Consider the following 16,510-nt stretch of genomic DNA (forward strand, 5'->3'; position numbering starts at 1 on the left):
GTGGCCGGCCAGTCCATGACGGGGACCATCCCCGCAGGCGCGGGGAGCAGCTCATCCGCACCACGGGCACCGCCGCCCGCATGGGACCATCCCCGCAGGCGCGGGGAGCAGCTGATCACGGGGCCGCTCTCGCCGGGCGAGCAGGGACCATCCCCGCAGGCGCGGGGAGCAGCGTCCTGGCTCGACCGGCCTGCGGTTCGGCATGGGACCATCCCCGCAGGCGCGGGGAGCAGGCCCTGCTGGTCCAGCCATTTCAGGGAGGCCAGGGACCATCCCCGCAGGCGCGGGGAGCAGAGCACCATGTGTCTGCCGAGGTGATCGGCGACGGGACCATCCCCGCAGGCGCGGGGAGCAGCGCCGAAGTCCGCGCCCCTCGGTACCCGGCACGGGACCATCCCCGCAGGCGCGGGGAGCAGAGGAGTCCTCGGCCGCGCCGTCGGCGGGTCTCGGGACCATCCCCGCAGGCGCAGGGAGCAGCGAGCCGCAGCACCGGCCGCCGAATGGCGGGGGGACCATCCCCGCAGGCGCGGGGAGCAGGTGGCGTCGCCCTTGAGCGCGCTGTCCCCAATGGGACCATCCCCGCAGGCGCGGGGAGCAGCAAAAGTGGGTAACGGAACAGGTTCAAGTCCCGGGACCATCCCCGCAGGCGCGGGGAGCAGACGGCCGCCTCCACCGCCGGCTTCCACTTCCGGGGACCATCCCCGCAGGCGCGGGGAGCAGATCGAGAAGTTCGCCGTGGACCGCGTGATGATGGGACCATCCCCGCAGGCGCGGGGAGCAGCGCCTGATCAAGTGCGCACGGACCGACACGCCGGGACCATCCCCGCAGGCGCGGGGAGCAGCGGGCCTCGATGTGGTGGGCCCCGGGCATGCCGGGGACCATCCCCGCAGGCGCGGGGAGCAGGAGACGGCCGTCGCCCACTTCGCCAGGGTGTTGGGACCATCCCCGCAGGCGCGGGGAGCAGACCCGGGGGACGTGGAACACCAAGGGCATGTGGGGACCATCCCCGCAGGCGCGGGGAGCAGAGGACGTACCCGAGGTCGGTACGGGCCACCGCGGGACCATCCCCGCAGGCGCGGGGAGCAGACATCGCTCTCGCTGACCTGGGGGGCTGACGTGGGACCATCCCCGCAGGCGCGGGGAGCAGCCAGCTCGACGTCGCTGTCGGTCGGGTCCCACGGGACCATCCCCGCAGGCGCGGGGAGCAGCGATCCAGCAGGACGCCCGCGACAAGGCGGCCGGGACCATCCCCGCAGGCGCGGGGAGCAGCCCTTCGTCCGGGGTGCGCTCGGTGTCGGCCAGGGACCATCCCCGCAGGCGCGGGGAGCAGGCGGTGGACACCTGCGGGCCACGGCGGGCCCAGGGACCATCCCCGCAGGCGCGGGGAGCAGACGGCCGCCGGGCCGGATCCGCCTGCCGTGCGGGGACCATCCCCGCAGGCGCGGGGAGCAGATGGCGTAGCGGAGTGCGTCTACCGAGTGGTCGGGACCATCCCCGCAGGCGCGGGGAGCAGGGCGCGGTGCTCCCAGTTCAGTGCCTCCACGCGGGACCATCCCCGCAGGCGCGGGGAGCAGTTTGGCAGCCGCCCCCGTGTACGGGTCTGGAGGGGACCATCCCCGCAGGCGCGGGGAGCAGAGCTCGCCCAGGTAGACGACGCACGAATGGAAGGGACCATCCCCGCAGGCGCGGGGAGCAGGCCCGGACGGTGACAGACCCGGTCTACCAGGCGGGACCATCCCCGCAGGCGCGGGGAGCAGCGCGACAGTGGCGGTCACGATCACGTCGCACAGGGACCATCCCCGCAGGCGCGGGGAGCAGCCTTCGACCCCCACATCCTTGCCTGCTGCACTGGGACCATCCCCGCAGGCGCGGGGAGCAGACTGCGCGACCTGCAGGTTTACCGCCGCAGTGGCTCAGTATTGAGCACTTTCAAAGTAACCGACATATCGTACATTCTGGCCTGTTCCTCACTGGTGCGTCATCAGCAGCCAATCGATCAACTCTACCGACGGTCAGTCACAGTCGAGGCAATAACAGCCACAGTAGGCGCATACTCTGCACTGTTTCTCCATTTGCCTGCGGACCTGGTCTTTCTCCAGATATTCATCTGGCATGACAGTCGAGGGGGGTGCCCATGTCGGCATGCGGGCGAGGCTTCGCGGCCCCGTGCTGAGGGTGTGGGCCAAGCACGACCGGGACTCCGATGGATGGCTGCCGCTGTGGCGGCACATGGAGGACAGCGCTGCGGTAGCAGAGCGGTTGTGGGACGAGTGGTTGCCGCTTTCTGTCCGCAGACTGATCGCCGCAGAGTTACCAGAAGGCGCGGACGACGCACGTTGTCTTGCTGTGTGGCTGGCGGGCGTGCACGACATCGGCAAGGCCACGCCCACGTTTGCCTGCCAGGTCGAATCGCTCGCGGAAGCCATGCGAGCCGACGGGCTGGAGATGCGTTCCCAGCGGGCGATGGGTGCGGACCGGAAGCTGGCTCCGCACGGGCTGGCCGGGCAGATGCTGCTGGGGAAGTGGCTGGAGGTCCGGCACGGCTGGGCTGTCTCGCAGACAGGTCAGTTCACCGTCGCGGTGGGCGGGCACCACGGGGTTCCTCCCGAGCACGGTCAGATCACCGCTCTGGACAGACACCCTGAGCTGCTACGCACTCCTGGCGAGAGCGAGGAGCTGTGGCAGCGCGTACAGCAGGAACTGCTTGAAGCCTGTGCGGCAGAGTTCGGCGTGCACGACAGGCTCGGCGCCTGGCGATCGGTGAAGCTTCCGCAGCCCGCGCAGGTTGCTCTCACCGCGCTGGTCATCGTCTCCGACTGGATCGCCAGCAATCCCGACCTGTTCCCCTACTTTCCTCAGGACGCTTCCCGTAGCAGTGAGGAGCGGATCACGGCTGCCTGGCGGGGCCTGAACCTGCCGGGAGCGTGGCGCGCCGCAGAACCGCCTGCGGATGCGCAGGCGTTGTTCGCCTCCCGCTTCGACCTGCCTCCCGGGGCGAAGATCCGTCCCGTCCAGGAGGCGGCCGTGGAGCTGGCCCGGACGATGGAAGAACCGGGGCTACTGGTGATTGAGGCGCCCATGGGGGAGGGGAAGACCGAGGCCGCGCTCGGCGCCGCGGAAGTCCTCGCCGCACGGTCCGGCGCCGGCGGTGTGTTCTTCGCTCTGCCGACGATGGCCACGGGCAACGCCATGTTCCCCCGCCTTCTGAAGTGGATCGAACGGCTTCCCGTACCGGATGGCACGCGGCATTCGGTCCTGCTGGCTCACTCCAAGTCCGCGCTGAACCAGGATTTCACCGACCTGATGGAACGAGGCCAGGTCAAGGCCGTCGAGCTTGACGCGATGAACCAATCACAGGAGTTGAGGCTCTCCAGCCGTAGACGCGCTGCTTCCGCCGAGCTGGTGGCGCACTCCTGGCTGCGCGGCCGGAAGAAGTCCATGTTGTCGTCATTCGTGGCCGGCACTATCGACCAGTTGCTCTTCGCCGGACTGAAGAGCCGCCATCTCGCCCTCCGTCACCTCGCAATCGCCGGCAAAGTGGTCGTCATCGACGAGGCGCACGCCTACAACACCTACATGAGCTCCTACCTCGACCGGGTGCTCGCCTGGCTGGGCGCCTATCGTGTCCCGGTGGTGGTGCTCTCCGCGACACTCCCGGCAACTCGGCGGCGGGAGCTTGTCGAGGCGTATGCGGGGAGGCGGAAAGCCGACAGTCGCGACTTCGACTCCGTCTCCCGAGCCGACGACTATCCGCTTCTCACAGCTGTCGCACCGGCCGGCGCACCCGTCTTGCGACGTCCCCCGGCCTCAGGTCGCGGGGTGGATGTAGAGCTCGAGCGCATTGATGACGATCTAGAGGTCCTCGCCGACCGGCTGGAGGACGAGCTCGAGGACGGCGGCTGCGTTCTTGTCGTGCGTAACACCGTTCGTCGTGTGCTGGACGCGGCAAGGGTGCTGAGGGAGCGGTTCGGGGACACCCACGTGAGCGTCGCGCATTCCTGCTTCATCGATGTTGACCGTGCGGCGAAGGACGCCTCGTTGCTCGATCGGTTCGGTCCCCCGGAGAAGGCAGAGGGCCGGCCGGTCAAACATGTAGTGGTCGCTAGTCAGGTCGCCGAACAGTCACTCGACGTCGACTTCGATCTGCTTGTCACGGATCTGTGCCCGGCTGACCTGTTGCTTCAACGCATGGGCCGTCTGCACAGGCATCTGCGCGGAGGGGAAACCCAGACCAAGCGTCCTGAACGCTTGCGCACAGCCCTTTGCCTGGTCAGCGGCGTCGACTGGACCGCCGGCATGCCTAAGCCGGTGCGCGGTTCTGTCGCCGTGTACGGGGCGTACGCCTTGCTACGGTCCGCTGCCGCGCTGCTTCCGCATCTGGACGGCGGTCCACGACGCCCGGTACGACTGCCGGCCGACATCAGCCCCCTGGTGCAACAGGCTTACGCCGAAGGATCCCCTGTTCCCGAGAACTGGGCGCAAGACGTGGAAGCAGCACGTGCCCGGTACGACGAACTTCGTGCAGACCAGGCCGAGCGAGCGGCGACGTTCCGTCTGGGCGCGGTGGCCCGCCCCGGCCGGCCGCTGTTCGGGTGGGTCACCGCAGGAGTCGGCGACGCGGACGACACCAGTCAGGGAAAGGCGCAGGTACGTGACAGCCGGGAAAGTCTGGAAGTTGTCGTCGTGCAGAAGAAGTCCGACGGCACCCTCGCGACGCTCCCGTGGCTCGCCCCGGACCGCCAAGGCCGCACCCTGGCCGGCTTGGCCTTGCCCACCGATCAGGTCCCCACGCCCCTGGCCGCACGTACCGCCGCATCTTGCGGACTGCGGCTCCCGATCCAGTTCAGCTACGCCGAGACGATGGACCGGGCAATTGCGGAACTCGAAGAACTACATGTGTCTGCCTGGCAGGTGAAAGGGAGTCATTGGCTGGCCGGCCAGCTGATTCTCGCGCTCGATGAGGATTGTCAGACCCACCTGGCAGGCTTCTCCCTCCGATATAGCAAGAGTGACGGCCTTGAGGTGACCCATGCCTGACAACAGCCGGAACGACCGCGACGGCACGTTCTCGTTCGACCTGACCACGCAGCCCTGGATCCCCGTGCTCAGAAGCAACGGCGAACAGGACGAACTCTCCTTGCGGCAGGTCTTCGAGCAGGCGTCCGAACTGCGACGAGTCGTCGGGGATCTACCGACCCAGGAGTTCGCCCTGGTACGTCTGCTGCTCGCGGTCGTCCATGACGCACTCGGCGGACCCGAGGACATCGACGACTGGTCCGACCTGTGGGGCGACGAGCGGTGTTTCGCCCCTGTGGGGCCCTATCTCGATGCGCATGCCCACCGATTCGACCTGCTGGACGCCACCGCGCCGTTCTTCCAGACAGCTGGCCTGCGGACGGCGAAGGACGAGGTGTTCTCCCTCAACCGCGTCGTGGCCGACGTCCCCAACGGGGAGCCGTTCTTCAGCGCCAGGATGCCCGACGTCGATCGTCTCACCTTCGCCGAAGCGGCCCGCTGGGTCATCCACACGCACGCGTACGACACCTCCGGAATCAAGACAGGCGTGGAGGGCGACAAGCGTGCCAAGGGCGGGAAGGTCTACCCGCTGGGCGTCGGCTGGGCGGGCAACCTCGGCGGAGTGTTCGTCGAACGCCCCACGCTACGGGAGACGCTGCTGCTGAATCTCGTGGCCGCCGACACCAACGACGTGAGGATCGACGAGCAGGACGCCCCGGCCTGGCGGCGTGATCCCTGCGGACCGGGCGGCGCCGAACGTGCGCCCAGCGGGGTGCGCGACCTGTACACCTGGCAGACACGGCGCCTGCGGCTGCACTTCGACGACCAGGGCGTGCACGGCGTCGTCCTCGGTTACGGAGATCCGCTGAGCCCCCGTAACAAGCACGACCGCGAACCGATGACGGCCTGGAGGCGCAGCAAGGCACAGGAGAAGAAGCTGCGGGAAGGCGTGGTCTATCTGCCGCGCGACCATGACCCCGAGCGGGCGGCATGGCGGGGGATCGCCTCGCTCATCGCCGACGCCTCTGTGCCCGGGCAAGGCTCGGACGCCCCCGCCTACCTCCGACCGCGTGTGCTGGAGTGGGTGGCCCGGCTGGTTTCGGAGGGCGAGCTGGAGCGGGGCTTCCTCGTCCGTGCCCGCGTCATCGGGCCGCAATACGGTACCCAGCAGTCCGTGATCGACGAGATCGTCGACGATTCCGTCTCCATGGCAGTTGTCCTCCTCCACCAGCAGGATCGCCGCTACGCCGAGCAAGCTATCGCCGCCGTCGAGGACGCCGACCGTGCCGTCTACGCCATCGGTGACCTCGCCACGAATCTGGCCCGCGCTGCCGGCGCCGAAACGGACGGGCCACGTGCCACCGCCCGGAATCACGCGTACGGACTCCTCGAAGCCCCCTACCATGCGTGGCTCCGAGACCTGGCCAAGGCCGACGACCCATACGAGCAGCGGCTGGCATGGCAGCAGCAGGCGTACGAGATGGCCGCCGGGTTCGGCGACCGGCTCGTGGACGGTGCGGGGCCCGGGGCGTGGCAGGGACGGACCATCGAGACGAAGAAGGGCACGGAGTGGCTCAACTCCGCTCTGGCCGGCAAGTGGTTCCGCATCGCCCTGGACAGAGAGCTGGGGCGCCCCGACCCGTCCGGCACGCCTCCGGGCACCGATGAGCAGCCGGACTCCGAAACCACCGTGAAGGCACTGGCATGAGCACCGTCACCGCACCGCCCACACCGCGCAAGCGCGTTACCGAGCTCACCGCCCACCACCTGGCACCCCTACAGAGGGGCTATCTCGCCGACCAGTCCCGGGAAGTGGCGGCCCTGGCAAGGCTGCGCCGCGGCGCGGGCCGGGAGGCCGGTCAGCTTCCCGACCTGTGGAGCCTCATCGACACCAGCCCCCTGCACGTAACCCCGGGCGACGCCCGGCCCCTGCACGAGAGCGACCTCGTACGGGCCGAAGACGCACTGCACGTGGCCCTCACCCTGTGGGCCCTGCATCAGCAGTCCCGCCCCACGGGCATGCACCAGCCCGACCGGCCGGACAGCCGGCGAGGGCTCGGCACCGCCGTACGCCGCATGATGAAACCCGGCGAGATCGACGAACCCCTGCGCAAGCGCCTGGTGCGGGCGGGCACCGCTTCTGACCTGACCAGCCTTGCCCAGCGGCTGCGCGACATCGTCGTTCTGCTGCGCCGTGCGGACATTCCTCTCGACTACGCCCTGCTCGCCGGACAGCTCTACACCTGGCAGCTGCCCGGCGGCGCCGACATCGTGCGCCGTGAGTGGGGCCGTTCCTTCCACGCATGGCATGACAAGAGCACCGCAGAAAAACCGGCCGACGGCCCCGCTTCCGCCCACGACGAGACCCCCCGCACCACGGACACTGACAAGGACGCCTCGTGAACCGCATCTTCCTCGACGTACACGCCCTGCAGACCGTTCCGCCCAGCAACCTCAACCGTGACGACACCGGTGCTCCGAAGAGCGCGGTGTACGGGGGAGTGCCGCGTGCCCGGGTCTCCAGCCAGGCGTGGAAGCGGGCGGCCCGCACCTACTTCTCCGAGGAGCACCTGCTGGATCCGAGCGAGCTCGGGGTGCGGACGAAGAAGATCGTGGAGGCGGTGGCCGACCGGATCACGAAGCTGGACCCCTCGGTCAGCGGTGAGGCAGCTCTGCTCATCGCCGATGAAACCGTGAAAGCCGCGGGCCTGAAGACGGAGGTGCCCAAGCGCAAAGCCACTGCCGCCAAGGAAGGGGAGCCAGAGCCGGCACCGGAAGCCAAGTACCTCGTCTTCCTCAGCAACCATCAGCTGGACGGCCTCGCACGGCTGGGCGTAGAGGGTGCCTCCGACATCACGGCCCACCTGAAGAACAAAGAAACAAAGGCCAAGGCCAAGGAGATCGCGGACACCCACCACTCCGTCGATATCGCGCTCTTCGGGCGGATGGTCGCCGACGCCGCTGACTTCAATGTCGATGCTGCCGTCCAGGTCGCCCACGCCATCAGCGTCCACCGCGTGGAGAACGAGTCGGATTACTACACTGCCGTCGACGATGAGAACACCGACGAGGAGACCGGCGCCGGCATGATCGGCACAGTCGACTTCAACTCATCGACGCTCTACCGCTACGCGGCTCTCGGAGTGCACCAGCTCGCCGCGAACCTCGGCGAAGGACTGCGCGACGAAGAACCACTCACCACTCCGGTACGCCGGGCCGTGGAAGCCTTCGTGCACGGCTTCACCGCATCCCTGCCCACCGGAAAGATCAACACCTTCGGACACCACACAATGCCCGACGCCGTAGTCGTCAAGCTCCGCACCACCCGTCCCATCAGCTTTGTCGCCGCCTTCGAGGAGCCGGTCCGCGGCGACCAGGGCGGCTACGTCCGCGAGGCGTCCGAACGCCTCGCAGAATTCATCCCCGACATCGAGCGCGCGTACGGGGGCGAAAACTCCACCCTCACCTGGGTTCTGCGTGTCGGCCCGAACACCGCGAAGCTCGCCGGGATCGGCACCGAGGCCCAGAACATCGGCGAACTCGTCGCCGCGGTCGGCAAGGCTGTCGCCGAGCGCCTGGAGAAGCCCGCATGAGCGTGCTCAGCCTGCGGCTCGCCGGCCCCCTGCAGTCATGGGGGGCCTCCGCGCGCTTCACCCGGCGCACCACCGAGTCCGCCCCCACCAAGAGCGCGGTCATCGGCATGCTCGCGGCAGCCGCGGGCATCGAACGAAGCGACGACGCGAGCCTCAAGCCGTTGGCAGCCCTCCGCTTCGCCGTCCGGATCGACCAGCCCGGCACCCGGACACGCGACTTCCAGACCGCGCACCACGGCGTCAGCGGCAAATCCATGCCACTGTCGGAGCGCTTCTACCTGGCCGACGCCGTATTCGTTGCCGCCGTCGAGGGCGACACCACGCTCCTGTCCGGCCTCCATGCCGCGCTCCGCAACCCGGTATACGCGCCCTTCCTCGGCCGGCGTTCCTGCCCACCGGCCCAGCCCGTCGACCTCGGCCTCCACCATGGCACCTCGCTGATGGAGGTACTGGGCGAGGTGCCCTGGCAGGCATCCGCCTGGTACCGCAGGCAGCACCGCGACCAGACGGACATCGAACTGACCGTGCTCCGCGAAGCCCGCGACAACGAAGAAGATTTCGCCGACACCCTCCGCGACCAGCCGGTCAGCTTTGCCGCCGAGCACCGCCGACACGCCCTGCGCACCGTCGTCAGCGACACCGTGCGTATCACCGGCCCCTCCCCCAGTCGCCGACCCCAGCACAACCCGTTCGATGCCCTCCCGGAAGAAAGCGCCTGATGTTCCTCACCCGCTTCCGCGTGAACACCGCGCGCCCCGGTGCCCGCAGGCTGCTGTCGTCGCCGCAAGTCCTGCACGCCGCCGTCATGTCCTCCTTCCCGGCGCTGCTGCCCAGTGACACGCCTCCTCCGGACGGACCACGAGTCCTGTGGCGCCTGGACCACACCGCCCGCGCCGAGGTCATGCTCTACGTCGTGAGCCCCGACCGACCGGACATGACCCACCTCGTCGAACAAGCCGGCTGGCCCGCAGCGGCCTCCCACTCCGCGCCAGGCTGGGAAAGCCGCCCCTACGGCCCGTTTCTCGACCGGCTCGCCGCAGGGGACCAGTGGGCGTTCAGACTGACGGCCAACCCCATCCACCACATCCGCCGCAAAGCCGATGAGCCCACCAAGCGCACCGCACACATCACCCCCGTACACCAGATGGGGTGGCTCCTCCAGCGACAGGAGCCATGCGGATTCCGTGTTCTCGAGAAGCCCGCCGACCGGCGTCTGCTGCCCAGCGGCACGACCCTCACAGGCGAGCCCCACCACGGCGACCGCTACGAACTCACCGTCAGCGACAAACGCGCCCTCTCCTTCGACAAGACCCGCAGCCGCCCTATGACCAAGACACGCAAAGCTCCGGTCAACCTGGTCACCGCCACCTTCGACGGCCGACTCGAGGTCACCGACCCTCAGAAGCTGCGCCGGACCTTGCAGCAGGGCATCGGCAAGGCAAAGGCATACGGCTGCGGCCTGCTCACCCTCGCCCCCCTCGGAACAGCAGGCTGACCCGATGACAACGATCTCCCGCCGCGCAGCCCTCACCCCACGCCAGCTCACCCGCACCGGCGAACGAACGTCTTTTGTTTATCTCGAGCGCTGCACCGTGCACCGCGACGCCAACGCGATCACAGCCGAAGACGCCGAGGGCACCACCCACATCCCCTCAGCAACCATCGGCACCCTGCTGCTCGGCCCGGGCACCCGCATCACACACCAGGCCATGAGTGTCCTGGGGGAGACCGGAGCCGCTGTCTGCTGGGTCGGCGAACAAGGCGTGCGCTACTACGCGGGCGGCCGCGCACTGACACGCTCCTCCGCTCTCGCCGAGGCACAGGCCGTGCAATGGGCGAACGTCCGCAGCCGCCTCGGCGTCGCACGGGCTATGTACCGTCTGCGCTTTCCGGACGAAGATCCCGCTGGCCTGACCCGCCACGAACTCCTCGGCTACGAGGGCCGCCGCGTCAAAGATTGCTACCGCGCCCAGTCCACCCGTACCGGAGTGCCCTGGCGCGGCCGCCGGTACACCCCCGGTGACTTCAGCAGCGGTGACGCGGTCAACCAAGCCATTACCGCAGCCGCCCAGTGCATGTACGGCATCGCCCACGCAGTCGTCGCCTCTCTGGGCTGCAGCCCGGCTCTGGGCTTCGTTCACTCCGGCCACGAGCTCTCATTCGTCCTTGATGTCGCCGACCTGTACAAGACCGAGATCGGCATCCCGCTCGCGTTCGACGTTGCCGCCGAGGACGAGGAGGACGTCGGCTCCCGCACACGCCGCGCGCTTCGGGACCGCATCAACGAGACATCTCTGCTGGACCGCTGCGTGAATGACATCAAGCGGCTTCTTCTGGGCGATGAGCCTGTGCCCAACACCGCCACGAACGACGCGCCTGATGTCGTCACGCTGCAGAGTGATGGCGGCCAAGCAGTGGTCGCGGGCCGAAATTACGGTGGCGGAAATGGTTACGACGTGGAGACGACCTGGTGACCGTAATCGTCCTCACGAACTGTCCCGCAGGCCTTCGGGGCTTCCTGACGCGCTGGCTGCTCGAGATCTCCGCTGGCGTGTTCATCGGCAACCCGTCCGCACGCATCCGTGACCTGCTGTGGGAAGAGGTCCGGGAATATGCCGAGCAGGGCCGGGCTCTGCTCGCGCACACCACGAACAACGAACAGGGATTCACCTTCCAAACCCACGACCACGCCTGGCACCCGGTCGACCATGAAGGCCTGACCCTGATCCGTCGGCCGAGCCCAGACAGCACTGCCCCAAGGCAAGTTCCGAAGAAGGGATGGAGCAACGCAGCGAAGCGTCGTCGCTTCGGACGAGGGTGAGGAAGGTATTGAGATTTATGGGCGTTATGTTCGTTTCAATGAAACTACTTCAAAATAGAGGCCAGGCTTAACAACACTGCAGGTCACGAAGAGTGCTCCCCGCGCCTGCGGGGATGGCCCCACGAGCATCGACTCCGCGAAGTACTTCATGCGGTGCTCCCCGCGCCTGCGGGGATGGCCCCAAGGACACCCGGGCAAGGATCCTGGCCGTCAAGTGCTCCCCGCGCCTGCGGGGATGGCCCCGCCGTGACCGTCCAGCAGACGGGAGTGACCTGGTGCTCCCCGCGCCTGCGGGGATGGCCCCAGCAGCGGCCGGGACGCCACGGATTTCCCTGCGTGCTCCCCGCGCCTGCGGGGATGGCCCCTTGCTGTAGGGGACCTCTGGCAGGAAGTCGGAGTGCTCCCCGCGCCTGCGGGGATGGCCCCGGCTTGCGCTGCGGATCTAGGGAGTCGACTGCGTGCTCCCCGCGCCTGCGGGGATGGCCCCCGTGCCCCCACGCTCCGTACAGGGGAGGGGGAGTGCTCCCCGCGCCTGCGGGGATGGCCCCCACCTCTGACCTGCGGGTTTACAAGTTGCAGCGTGCTCCCCGCGCCTGCGGGGATGGCCCCCGGGGAGGCGCTCTATGCCCCCCTCACGGGCCGTGCTCCCCGCGCCTGCGGGGATGGCCCTGTCCTGGCATTACTCGAGGGAGGGCCCGGCGGGTGCTCCCCGCGCCTGCGGGGATGGCCCCTCACCAAGGAGATGCACCGCCGTCAGGGCGTTGTGCTCCCCGCGCCTGCGGGGATGGCCCCATGCACCAGCGGGGCCGCAACCCCATGGGCCGGTGCTCCCCGCGCCTGCGGGGATGGCCCCCGCGTGCTGGACTGCTTTCTCCTCAGTGAGCCGTGCTCCCCGCGCCTGCGGGGATGGCCCCGCATGATGATCACCTCCTGGTCATCCGCCACCGTGCTCCCCGCGCCTGCGGGGATGACCCCCCGTGCGCCCGGAGGTCGTCGGCCAGCGAGTCCAGCTCGTCGTGCTCCCCGCGCCTGCGGGGGTGGCCCCGGCACCGTGGGTGCGCGTCCACGAGAGGAGGGGTGCTCCCCGCGCCTGCGGGGATAGCCCCTGATCGGCTTTTTCGCAAGTCCGGAAAGTTTCGTGCTCCCCGCGCCTGCGGGGATGGCCCCAGATAGACGGCGGTGTCTGAGCTTGACTCTGTCGGGGATCTTGGAGTCGCTGAGGTCAGCTGCCCAGGGTTCGCCAGGACTTCAGCCGGGGGATGTCACGTTGGTCGAGGTAGTCCTGGAAGGCAGTCGGTCGGCGGGGTGTCGGGGGTTCCTCTGTCGGTGATAGTCCGCTGAGGCGCTCGATGTTCACGGCGATGGCCGTCAGGACGTGTTGGGTGTGGGCCTTTGCCTGCCCTCGGTAGCGACAGCGGCGCATGCCGTGTCCGTGGGCGAACTCGTTGACCGTGCTCTCCACTCCTGAGCGGACCGCGTAGCGGGCCTTCCACTCGGGCGTCTGTTGTTCCGTGCGGACGCGGAGTTGCAGGTCGCGGAGTTCTCGCGGGGGAAATCCCACGGTGCGGGCGTTGTCGGCGGTGCTGGTGCACTGGGTGCGGACCGGGCAGGGGCGGCACTGGCTCTTGGTGAACCGTGCCACGATCAGCGGGGCCGCGGTGGGCGAGGAAGTCGGGTAGGGGTCGTGCCAGCCCGCGCTGACCTGTCCCTGGGGGCAGGTGACCTGCTGCTTGTCGTAGTCGATGTGGAAGTCGTCCCGGGCGAACCCCTCGTTTTGGCGGTGCTGGCGGGTGGGGTTGCTGTTCAGCGGCCCGGAGACGGTGACCTGGTGGTCTCGGGCGGCTTGTTCCAGGTGGGGCAGGGAGGTGTAGCCGGCGTCGACCAGGTGCTCGGCGGGGAGCAGTCCGCGGCGGGCGAGGCGAGTGTGGACGCCGGGCAGGACTTGGCTGTCGTGGGCGGTGGCCGCGGTGGTGGCCACGTCCGTGATCACGTTGGGGCGGTCGGGAGCACAAGTCTCGGTCAGGTGGGCGGTGAACCCCTTCCAGCTGATGATGTGTCCGTGACGTGCGTAGCGGGCCGACGTGTCGTAGGGAGAGACGATCGCCCGGGAGGAGGGCGGCAGTCCGGGCCCGCCTTCCTTCTCGGCGGTGCGCCAGCGCAGGCGGCCCGCGGCGCCGCAGTGGTAGTTCTGCACTATGACCTGGTGCAGGGCCTGGACATGAGGGCCCGATACACGCTCCGCTCCGTGCCGGTGGAGGTGCTCCAGGAGCCTTGCGGCGTCGTCACCGGTGGCGAGGATTCTGGTCTTGGGCTTGGTGGGGTTCTTGCCCAGACGGACCGGACGGCCGTAGCGGCAGCCCCAGTCCTCATCGACCAGCCCGTCCAGCAGGTGGGGAGAGATGCCGGCGACTTCCTCCAGTGCCGCGCGGACCGCCTCGGCGACCAGCTCCAGGCGGGTCAGGTCCCGCACTGCGGCCAGAACGTGGGTGGAATCGGTGCGCTGCGTGGTGCGCTCGCGCACCAACCCGGCTTCCTTCAGGCGGGCGAGCGCCAGGTCGAGAAGGCGGTCGGCCCGGCCGTCCTCGGTGAGACGGTCCCGGAAGTCGGCCAGCACGCTGTGATGGAAGCCGGGGTCCTCCAGCTCCATGGCCAGCGCATACTTGAAATCGATGCAGCAGCGCACCGCCTCGGCGGCCTGCCGGTCGGACAGGCCGAGCACGAACTGCAGCACACAGACCGTGGCCAGCTGAGCAGGCGAGAGACCCGGCCGCCCGTCGCGCGGGTACCAGTTGGCAAAGTCCTTGTCGCACCACAGACCATCCAGCCGGTCACGCACCCATATCGCGTCGTACCCCCTGGATTGCTTGCCCGCGCTACCTGCGCAGTCAGAGGCGGGACTCGCTCACCGGAACGGGGACGGAGGGACAACGGGCACACCTCGACAGCTGCATCAGTCATCGGACCACCCGAGCATGCCCGTTGACCATGCTGCCGCACCGGGAAACTCCAAGATCCCCGACAGAGTCAAGCTGAGGCGTTGCGTAGGGTGCTTCCCCGCGCCTGCGGGGATGGCCCCTCGGTGACGTCCTGGTCCTCGTAGGCGAGCCCGTGCTTCCCGCGCCTGCGGGGATGGCCCCGGGCCGGGTTCGAGCTGGCCGCCGTGATTGGGGTGCTCCCCAACGGGGGAAGGCCCGCGGCCTTCGAACGTCGCAGTGTGCGGAGCCTGCTGCCCACGGAGTGCGGGCGCGGCACGCTCATAGCCGGATGTGCCGCAGTGTTCGGGTACCTCCGCATGCTGCACCGGTGCGGCGTGCGCGACCGCGATTCGAACGTACATATTATTGAGGTTGTGGCAGCATTCGACTTCCCTCAAGACCTGCTCGACGCTCAGGCGGCCCTCGACGAGGTGCAGGCCGAGCATGATGAGTTCGCTCAGCTCCTGCCGTGGTCGGCCGAGCCGATGGCCGGGTGGAAGTCGGACAAGCAGCTGCACAGCGACTACCTGTCGGAGAATGAGGACAGCCCCGGATACACGACCGAGGAAGCAGAACGGCTCGCCGCGTACCGGACGCGGATCCTGGAGCTGACCACCTTTGTGATCACTCACCCGTACTGGGCGACACTGTCGGGACCGGACCGGGTGCAGGCCCGCACCGCCCTCAAGCACGCCCACGACGCGGCCGGCCCCGCGGCGTAACCGCGCCCACCGCCACCCCGTGCTCCGGCCCCATCAGCGGTCTGGAAGCATGCCCCCGCCTCGGTGGCGCCTCCGGAACCGGTAGTCGCCCGGTTCCTGTGCTGTCCCGGCTGTGCTTGGGTCGTCGCCGCCGATTCTGGGCCGGGCTGCCGAAGGGGTCAGGTGGTGAAGGCGAGGTAGGTGCCGGTGGTAAGGCCGGAGAAGGTGATGAGCTGTCGCGGCTTGAGGCAGGTGAACGCGGCGTGCATGGTGATGCCGACTGCGACTGCGTACGGCATCGTCTGCGGGATCAGGAGCGCTGGGGGCAGGGTGATCTCCGCCGCGATGGCGGCGGCCGAGGCCAGACGCCAGAAGCGGATGTCCTGGTCGGTGAGGTTGCCGGTGTGGTGGCGGACGAAGGCGGGGACGGCGTGCTGGCGGCGGTAGGGCAGTCGGTCTTTGACCTGGTCGTAGACGTGGATCCACTGGGCGAGGTAGAGGCCGGTGCGGAACTGGGGTGAGCGGAGTTTCTGCCAGGCGCTGTTCCAGTAGATGTCGGCGGTGATCAGGACGAGGAGGCACTGGGCCCAGGTGTTGGCGGTGCTGGGCTGGTGCTCGATGTGGAGGCCGTGGCCGAGGTCGCCGGCCAAGAGGAGACAGGTGCCGGTCAGCAGGGTGAAGCGCACGGCGTTGGGGCTCTTGAGATAGAGGAGTTCCATGGCGGCGCCGGCCAGGACCAGGACGAGGGACAGCCGGGGCTGGAGGCCTGCGGCGAGGGTAACGGCGGCGGCGGTCCGGATGATCAGCGCGGGCCGATAGGAGCGGGCCAGGATGCGGGCCCGTGTGATGCCGAAGCGCTGCTTCGCGAGGTGGGTGCTGAGCGAGCCGGGGGTGAAGCGGTCCCAGCCGCCGTGGCCGAAGGACAGGGCGAAGCGCAGGGTCAGCACGGTGGCGAAGACGATGCGGAACAGCTGGAGGCGGCCGGGGTCGGTGGGGTGTTGGAAGCCGGAGGCGATGCTGTCAAAGAACCACATGGCTGTCCCTCACCTCGATGTGGTGCTCCCCTTGGGCGTTGAGCAGTCGACCGTGGCCGTCGAGGCGTGCGTAGCGGCCGCTTCTGATCAGGTAGTTGATAATGGCCTGCAGCTGGGGTGGGCCGAGGATGAAGGAGCCTGGTGAAAGGTGGTCATAGACGTTGACCGGCTCGGTCTGTCCATCCTCTTTGGTACCGGTGAGTGTGATGACGGTGAAGTTGGCCCGGCAGAACATTTTCCAGCGGAGCCAGCGTCCGGGCAGGCGGGTGAAGCCGGTGATCACCCATGAGATGAGGGCGAGGGTGAGGGTGATCTGGGCTGCGGGCAGCACCAACTGGGGCATGGGTGCGAACCTCCGGGCGGGAGGGT

Annotated in this window: 12 protein-coding genes and 2 CRISPR repeat arrays (1 of these 14 cut by a window edge); of the genes, 9 read left to right on the forward strand and 3 right to left on the reverse strand. The window is 68.7% G+C overall.

Translation table 11 applies throughout. The features are described from left to right. A CRISPR array of direct repeats spans positions 1-1,880; the repeat unit is 24 nt; unit sequence CATCCCCGCAGGCGCGGGGAGCAG (it extends 1,621 nt beyond the left edge of the window). A 233-nt stretch (positions 1,881-2,113) separates the two neighbouring features. Genes cas3 through cas2e form a run of 8 tightly spaced genes read left to right on the forward strand, consistent with a single transcriptional unit; the run spans position 2,114 to position 11,431 of the window. Further along, complete coding sequence (gene cas3, locus ACF1FZ_RS29430; protein WP_391776438.1) at positions 2,114-5,038, forward strand: CRISPR-associated helicase Cas3'; 2,925 nt, start codon at positions 2,114-2,116, stop codon at positions 5,036-5,038. Next, complete coding sequence (casA, locus tag ACF1FZ_RS29435; RefSeq protein WP_391776439.1) at positions 5,031-6,725, forward strand: type I-E CRISPR-associated protein Cse1/CasA; 1,695 nt, start codon at positions 5,031-5,033, stop codon at positions 6,723-6,725. Before cas3 ends, casA begins: the two co-directional genes overlap by 8 nt. After that, positions 6,722-7,420, forward strand: a complete 699-nt coding sequence (gene casB, locus ACF1FZ_RS29440; protein WP_391776440.1) for a type I-E CRISPR-associated protein Cse2/CasB — start codon at positions 6,722-6,724, stop codon at positions 7,418-7,420. The genes casA and casB overlap by 4 nt, the downstream gene beginning before the upstream one ends. Further along, positions 7,417-8,610: a type I-E CRISPR-associated protein Cas7/Cse4/CasC gene (gene cas7e, locus ACF1FZ_RS29445; protein ID WP_391776441.1), complete on the forward strand. Its 1,194-nt coding sequence runs from the start codon at positions 7,417-7,419 to the stop codon at positions 8,608-8,610. Before casB ends, cas7e begins: the two co-directional genes overlap by 4 nt. Next, the gene (gene cas5e / locus ACF1FZ_RS29450; protein WP_391776442.1) at positions 8,607-9,329 is read left to right on the forward strand and encodes a type I-E CRISPR-associated protein Cas5/CasD; all 723 of its coding nucleotides are present in this window, start codon (positions 8,607-8,609) and stop codon (positions 9,327-9,329) included. Before cas7e ends, cas5e begins: the two co-directional genes overlap by 4 nt. Beyond that, a complete protein-coding gene (cas6e, locus tag ACF1FZ_RS29455; RefSeq protein ID WP_391776443.1) occupies positions 9,329-10,105 on the forward strand; it encodes a type I-E CRISPR-associated protein Cas6/Cse3/CasE in 777 nt (258 codons plus the stop codon). The genes cas5e and cas6e overlap by 1 nt, the downstream gene beginning before the upstream one ends. A gap of 4 nt (positions 10,106-10,109) precedes the next feature. Then, complete coding sequence (gene cas1e, locus ACF1FZ_RS29460) at positions 10,110-11,084, forward strand: type I-E CRISPR-associated endonuclease Cas1e (RefSeq protein WP_391776444.1); 975 nt, start codon at positions 10,110-10,112, stop codon at positions 11,082-11,084. Continuing rightward, positions 11,081-11,431 carry a type I-E CRISPR-associated endoribonuclease Cas2e gene (cas2e, locus tag ACF1FZ_RS29465; protein ID WP_391776445.1) on the forward strand — a complete coding sequence of 117 codons (351 nt, stop codon included), beginning with the start codon at positions 11,081-11,083 and terminating at the stop codon, positions 11,429-11,431. Before cas1e ends, cas2e begins: the two co-directional genes overlap by 4 nt. A gap of 92 nt (positions 11,432-11,523) precedes the next feature. Next, positions 11,524-12,598: direct repeats of the CRISPR family, unit length 29 nt; unit sequence GTGCTCCCCGCGCCTGCGGGGATGGCCCC. Positions 12,599-12,653: 55 nt separating this feature from the next. Here the strand turns inward: cas2e and ACF1FZ_RS29470 are convergent. Beyond that, positions 12,654-14,267, reverse strand: a complete 1,614-nt coding sequence (locus ACF1FZ_RS29470; protein WP_391776446.1) for an IS1182 family transposase — start codon at positions 14,265-14,267, stop codon at positions 12,654-12,656. A gap of 513 nt (positions 14,268-14,780) precedes the next feature. Between ACF1FZ_RS29470 and ACF1FZ_RS29475 the strand changes: the two genes are divergently transcribed. Beyond that, complete coding sequence (locus ACF1FZ_RS29475) at positions 14,781-15,128, forward strand: hypothetical protein (RefSeq protein ID WP_391776447.1); 348 nt, start codon at positions 14,781-14,783, stop codon at positions 15,126-15,128. 158 nt (positions 15,129-15,286) lie between these two features. Here ACF1FZ_RS29475 and ACF1FZ_RS29480 read toward each other — a convergent pair whose 3' ends face one another. Beyond that, positions 15,287-16,141: a hypothetical protein gene (locus ACF1FZ_RS29480; protein ID WP_391776448.1), complete on the reverse strand. Its 855-nt coding sequence runs from the start codon at positions 16,139-16,141 to the stop codon at positions 15,287-15,289. Continuing rightward, positions 16,128-16,484, reverse strand: coding sequence for a hypothetical protein (locus ACF1FZ_RS29485; protein WP_391776449.1), 357 nt, complete (start codon positions 16,482-16,484; stop codon positions 16,128-16,130). Before ACF1FZ_RS29485 ends, ACF1FZ_RS29480 begins: the two co-directional genes overlap by 14 nt. Between the last annotated feature and the right edge of the window lie 26 nt (positions 16,485-16,510).

Source organism: Streptomyces sp. NPDC014623 (assembly GCF_043088245.1).
GTDB lineage: Bacteria > Actinomycetota > Actinomycetes > Streptomycetales > Streptomycetaceae > Streptomyces.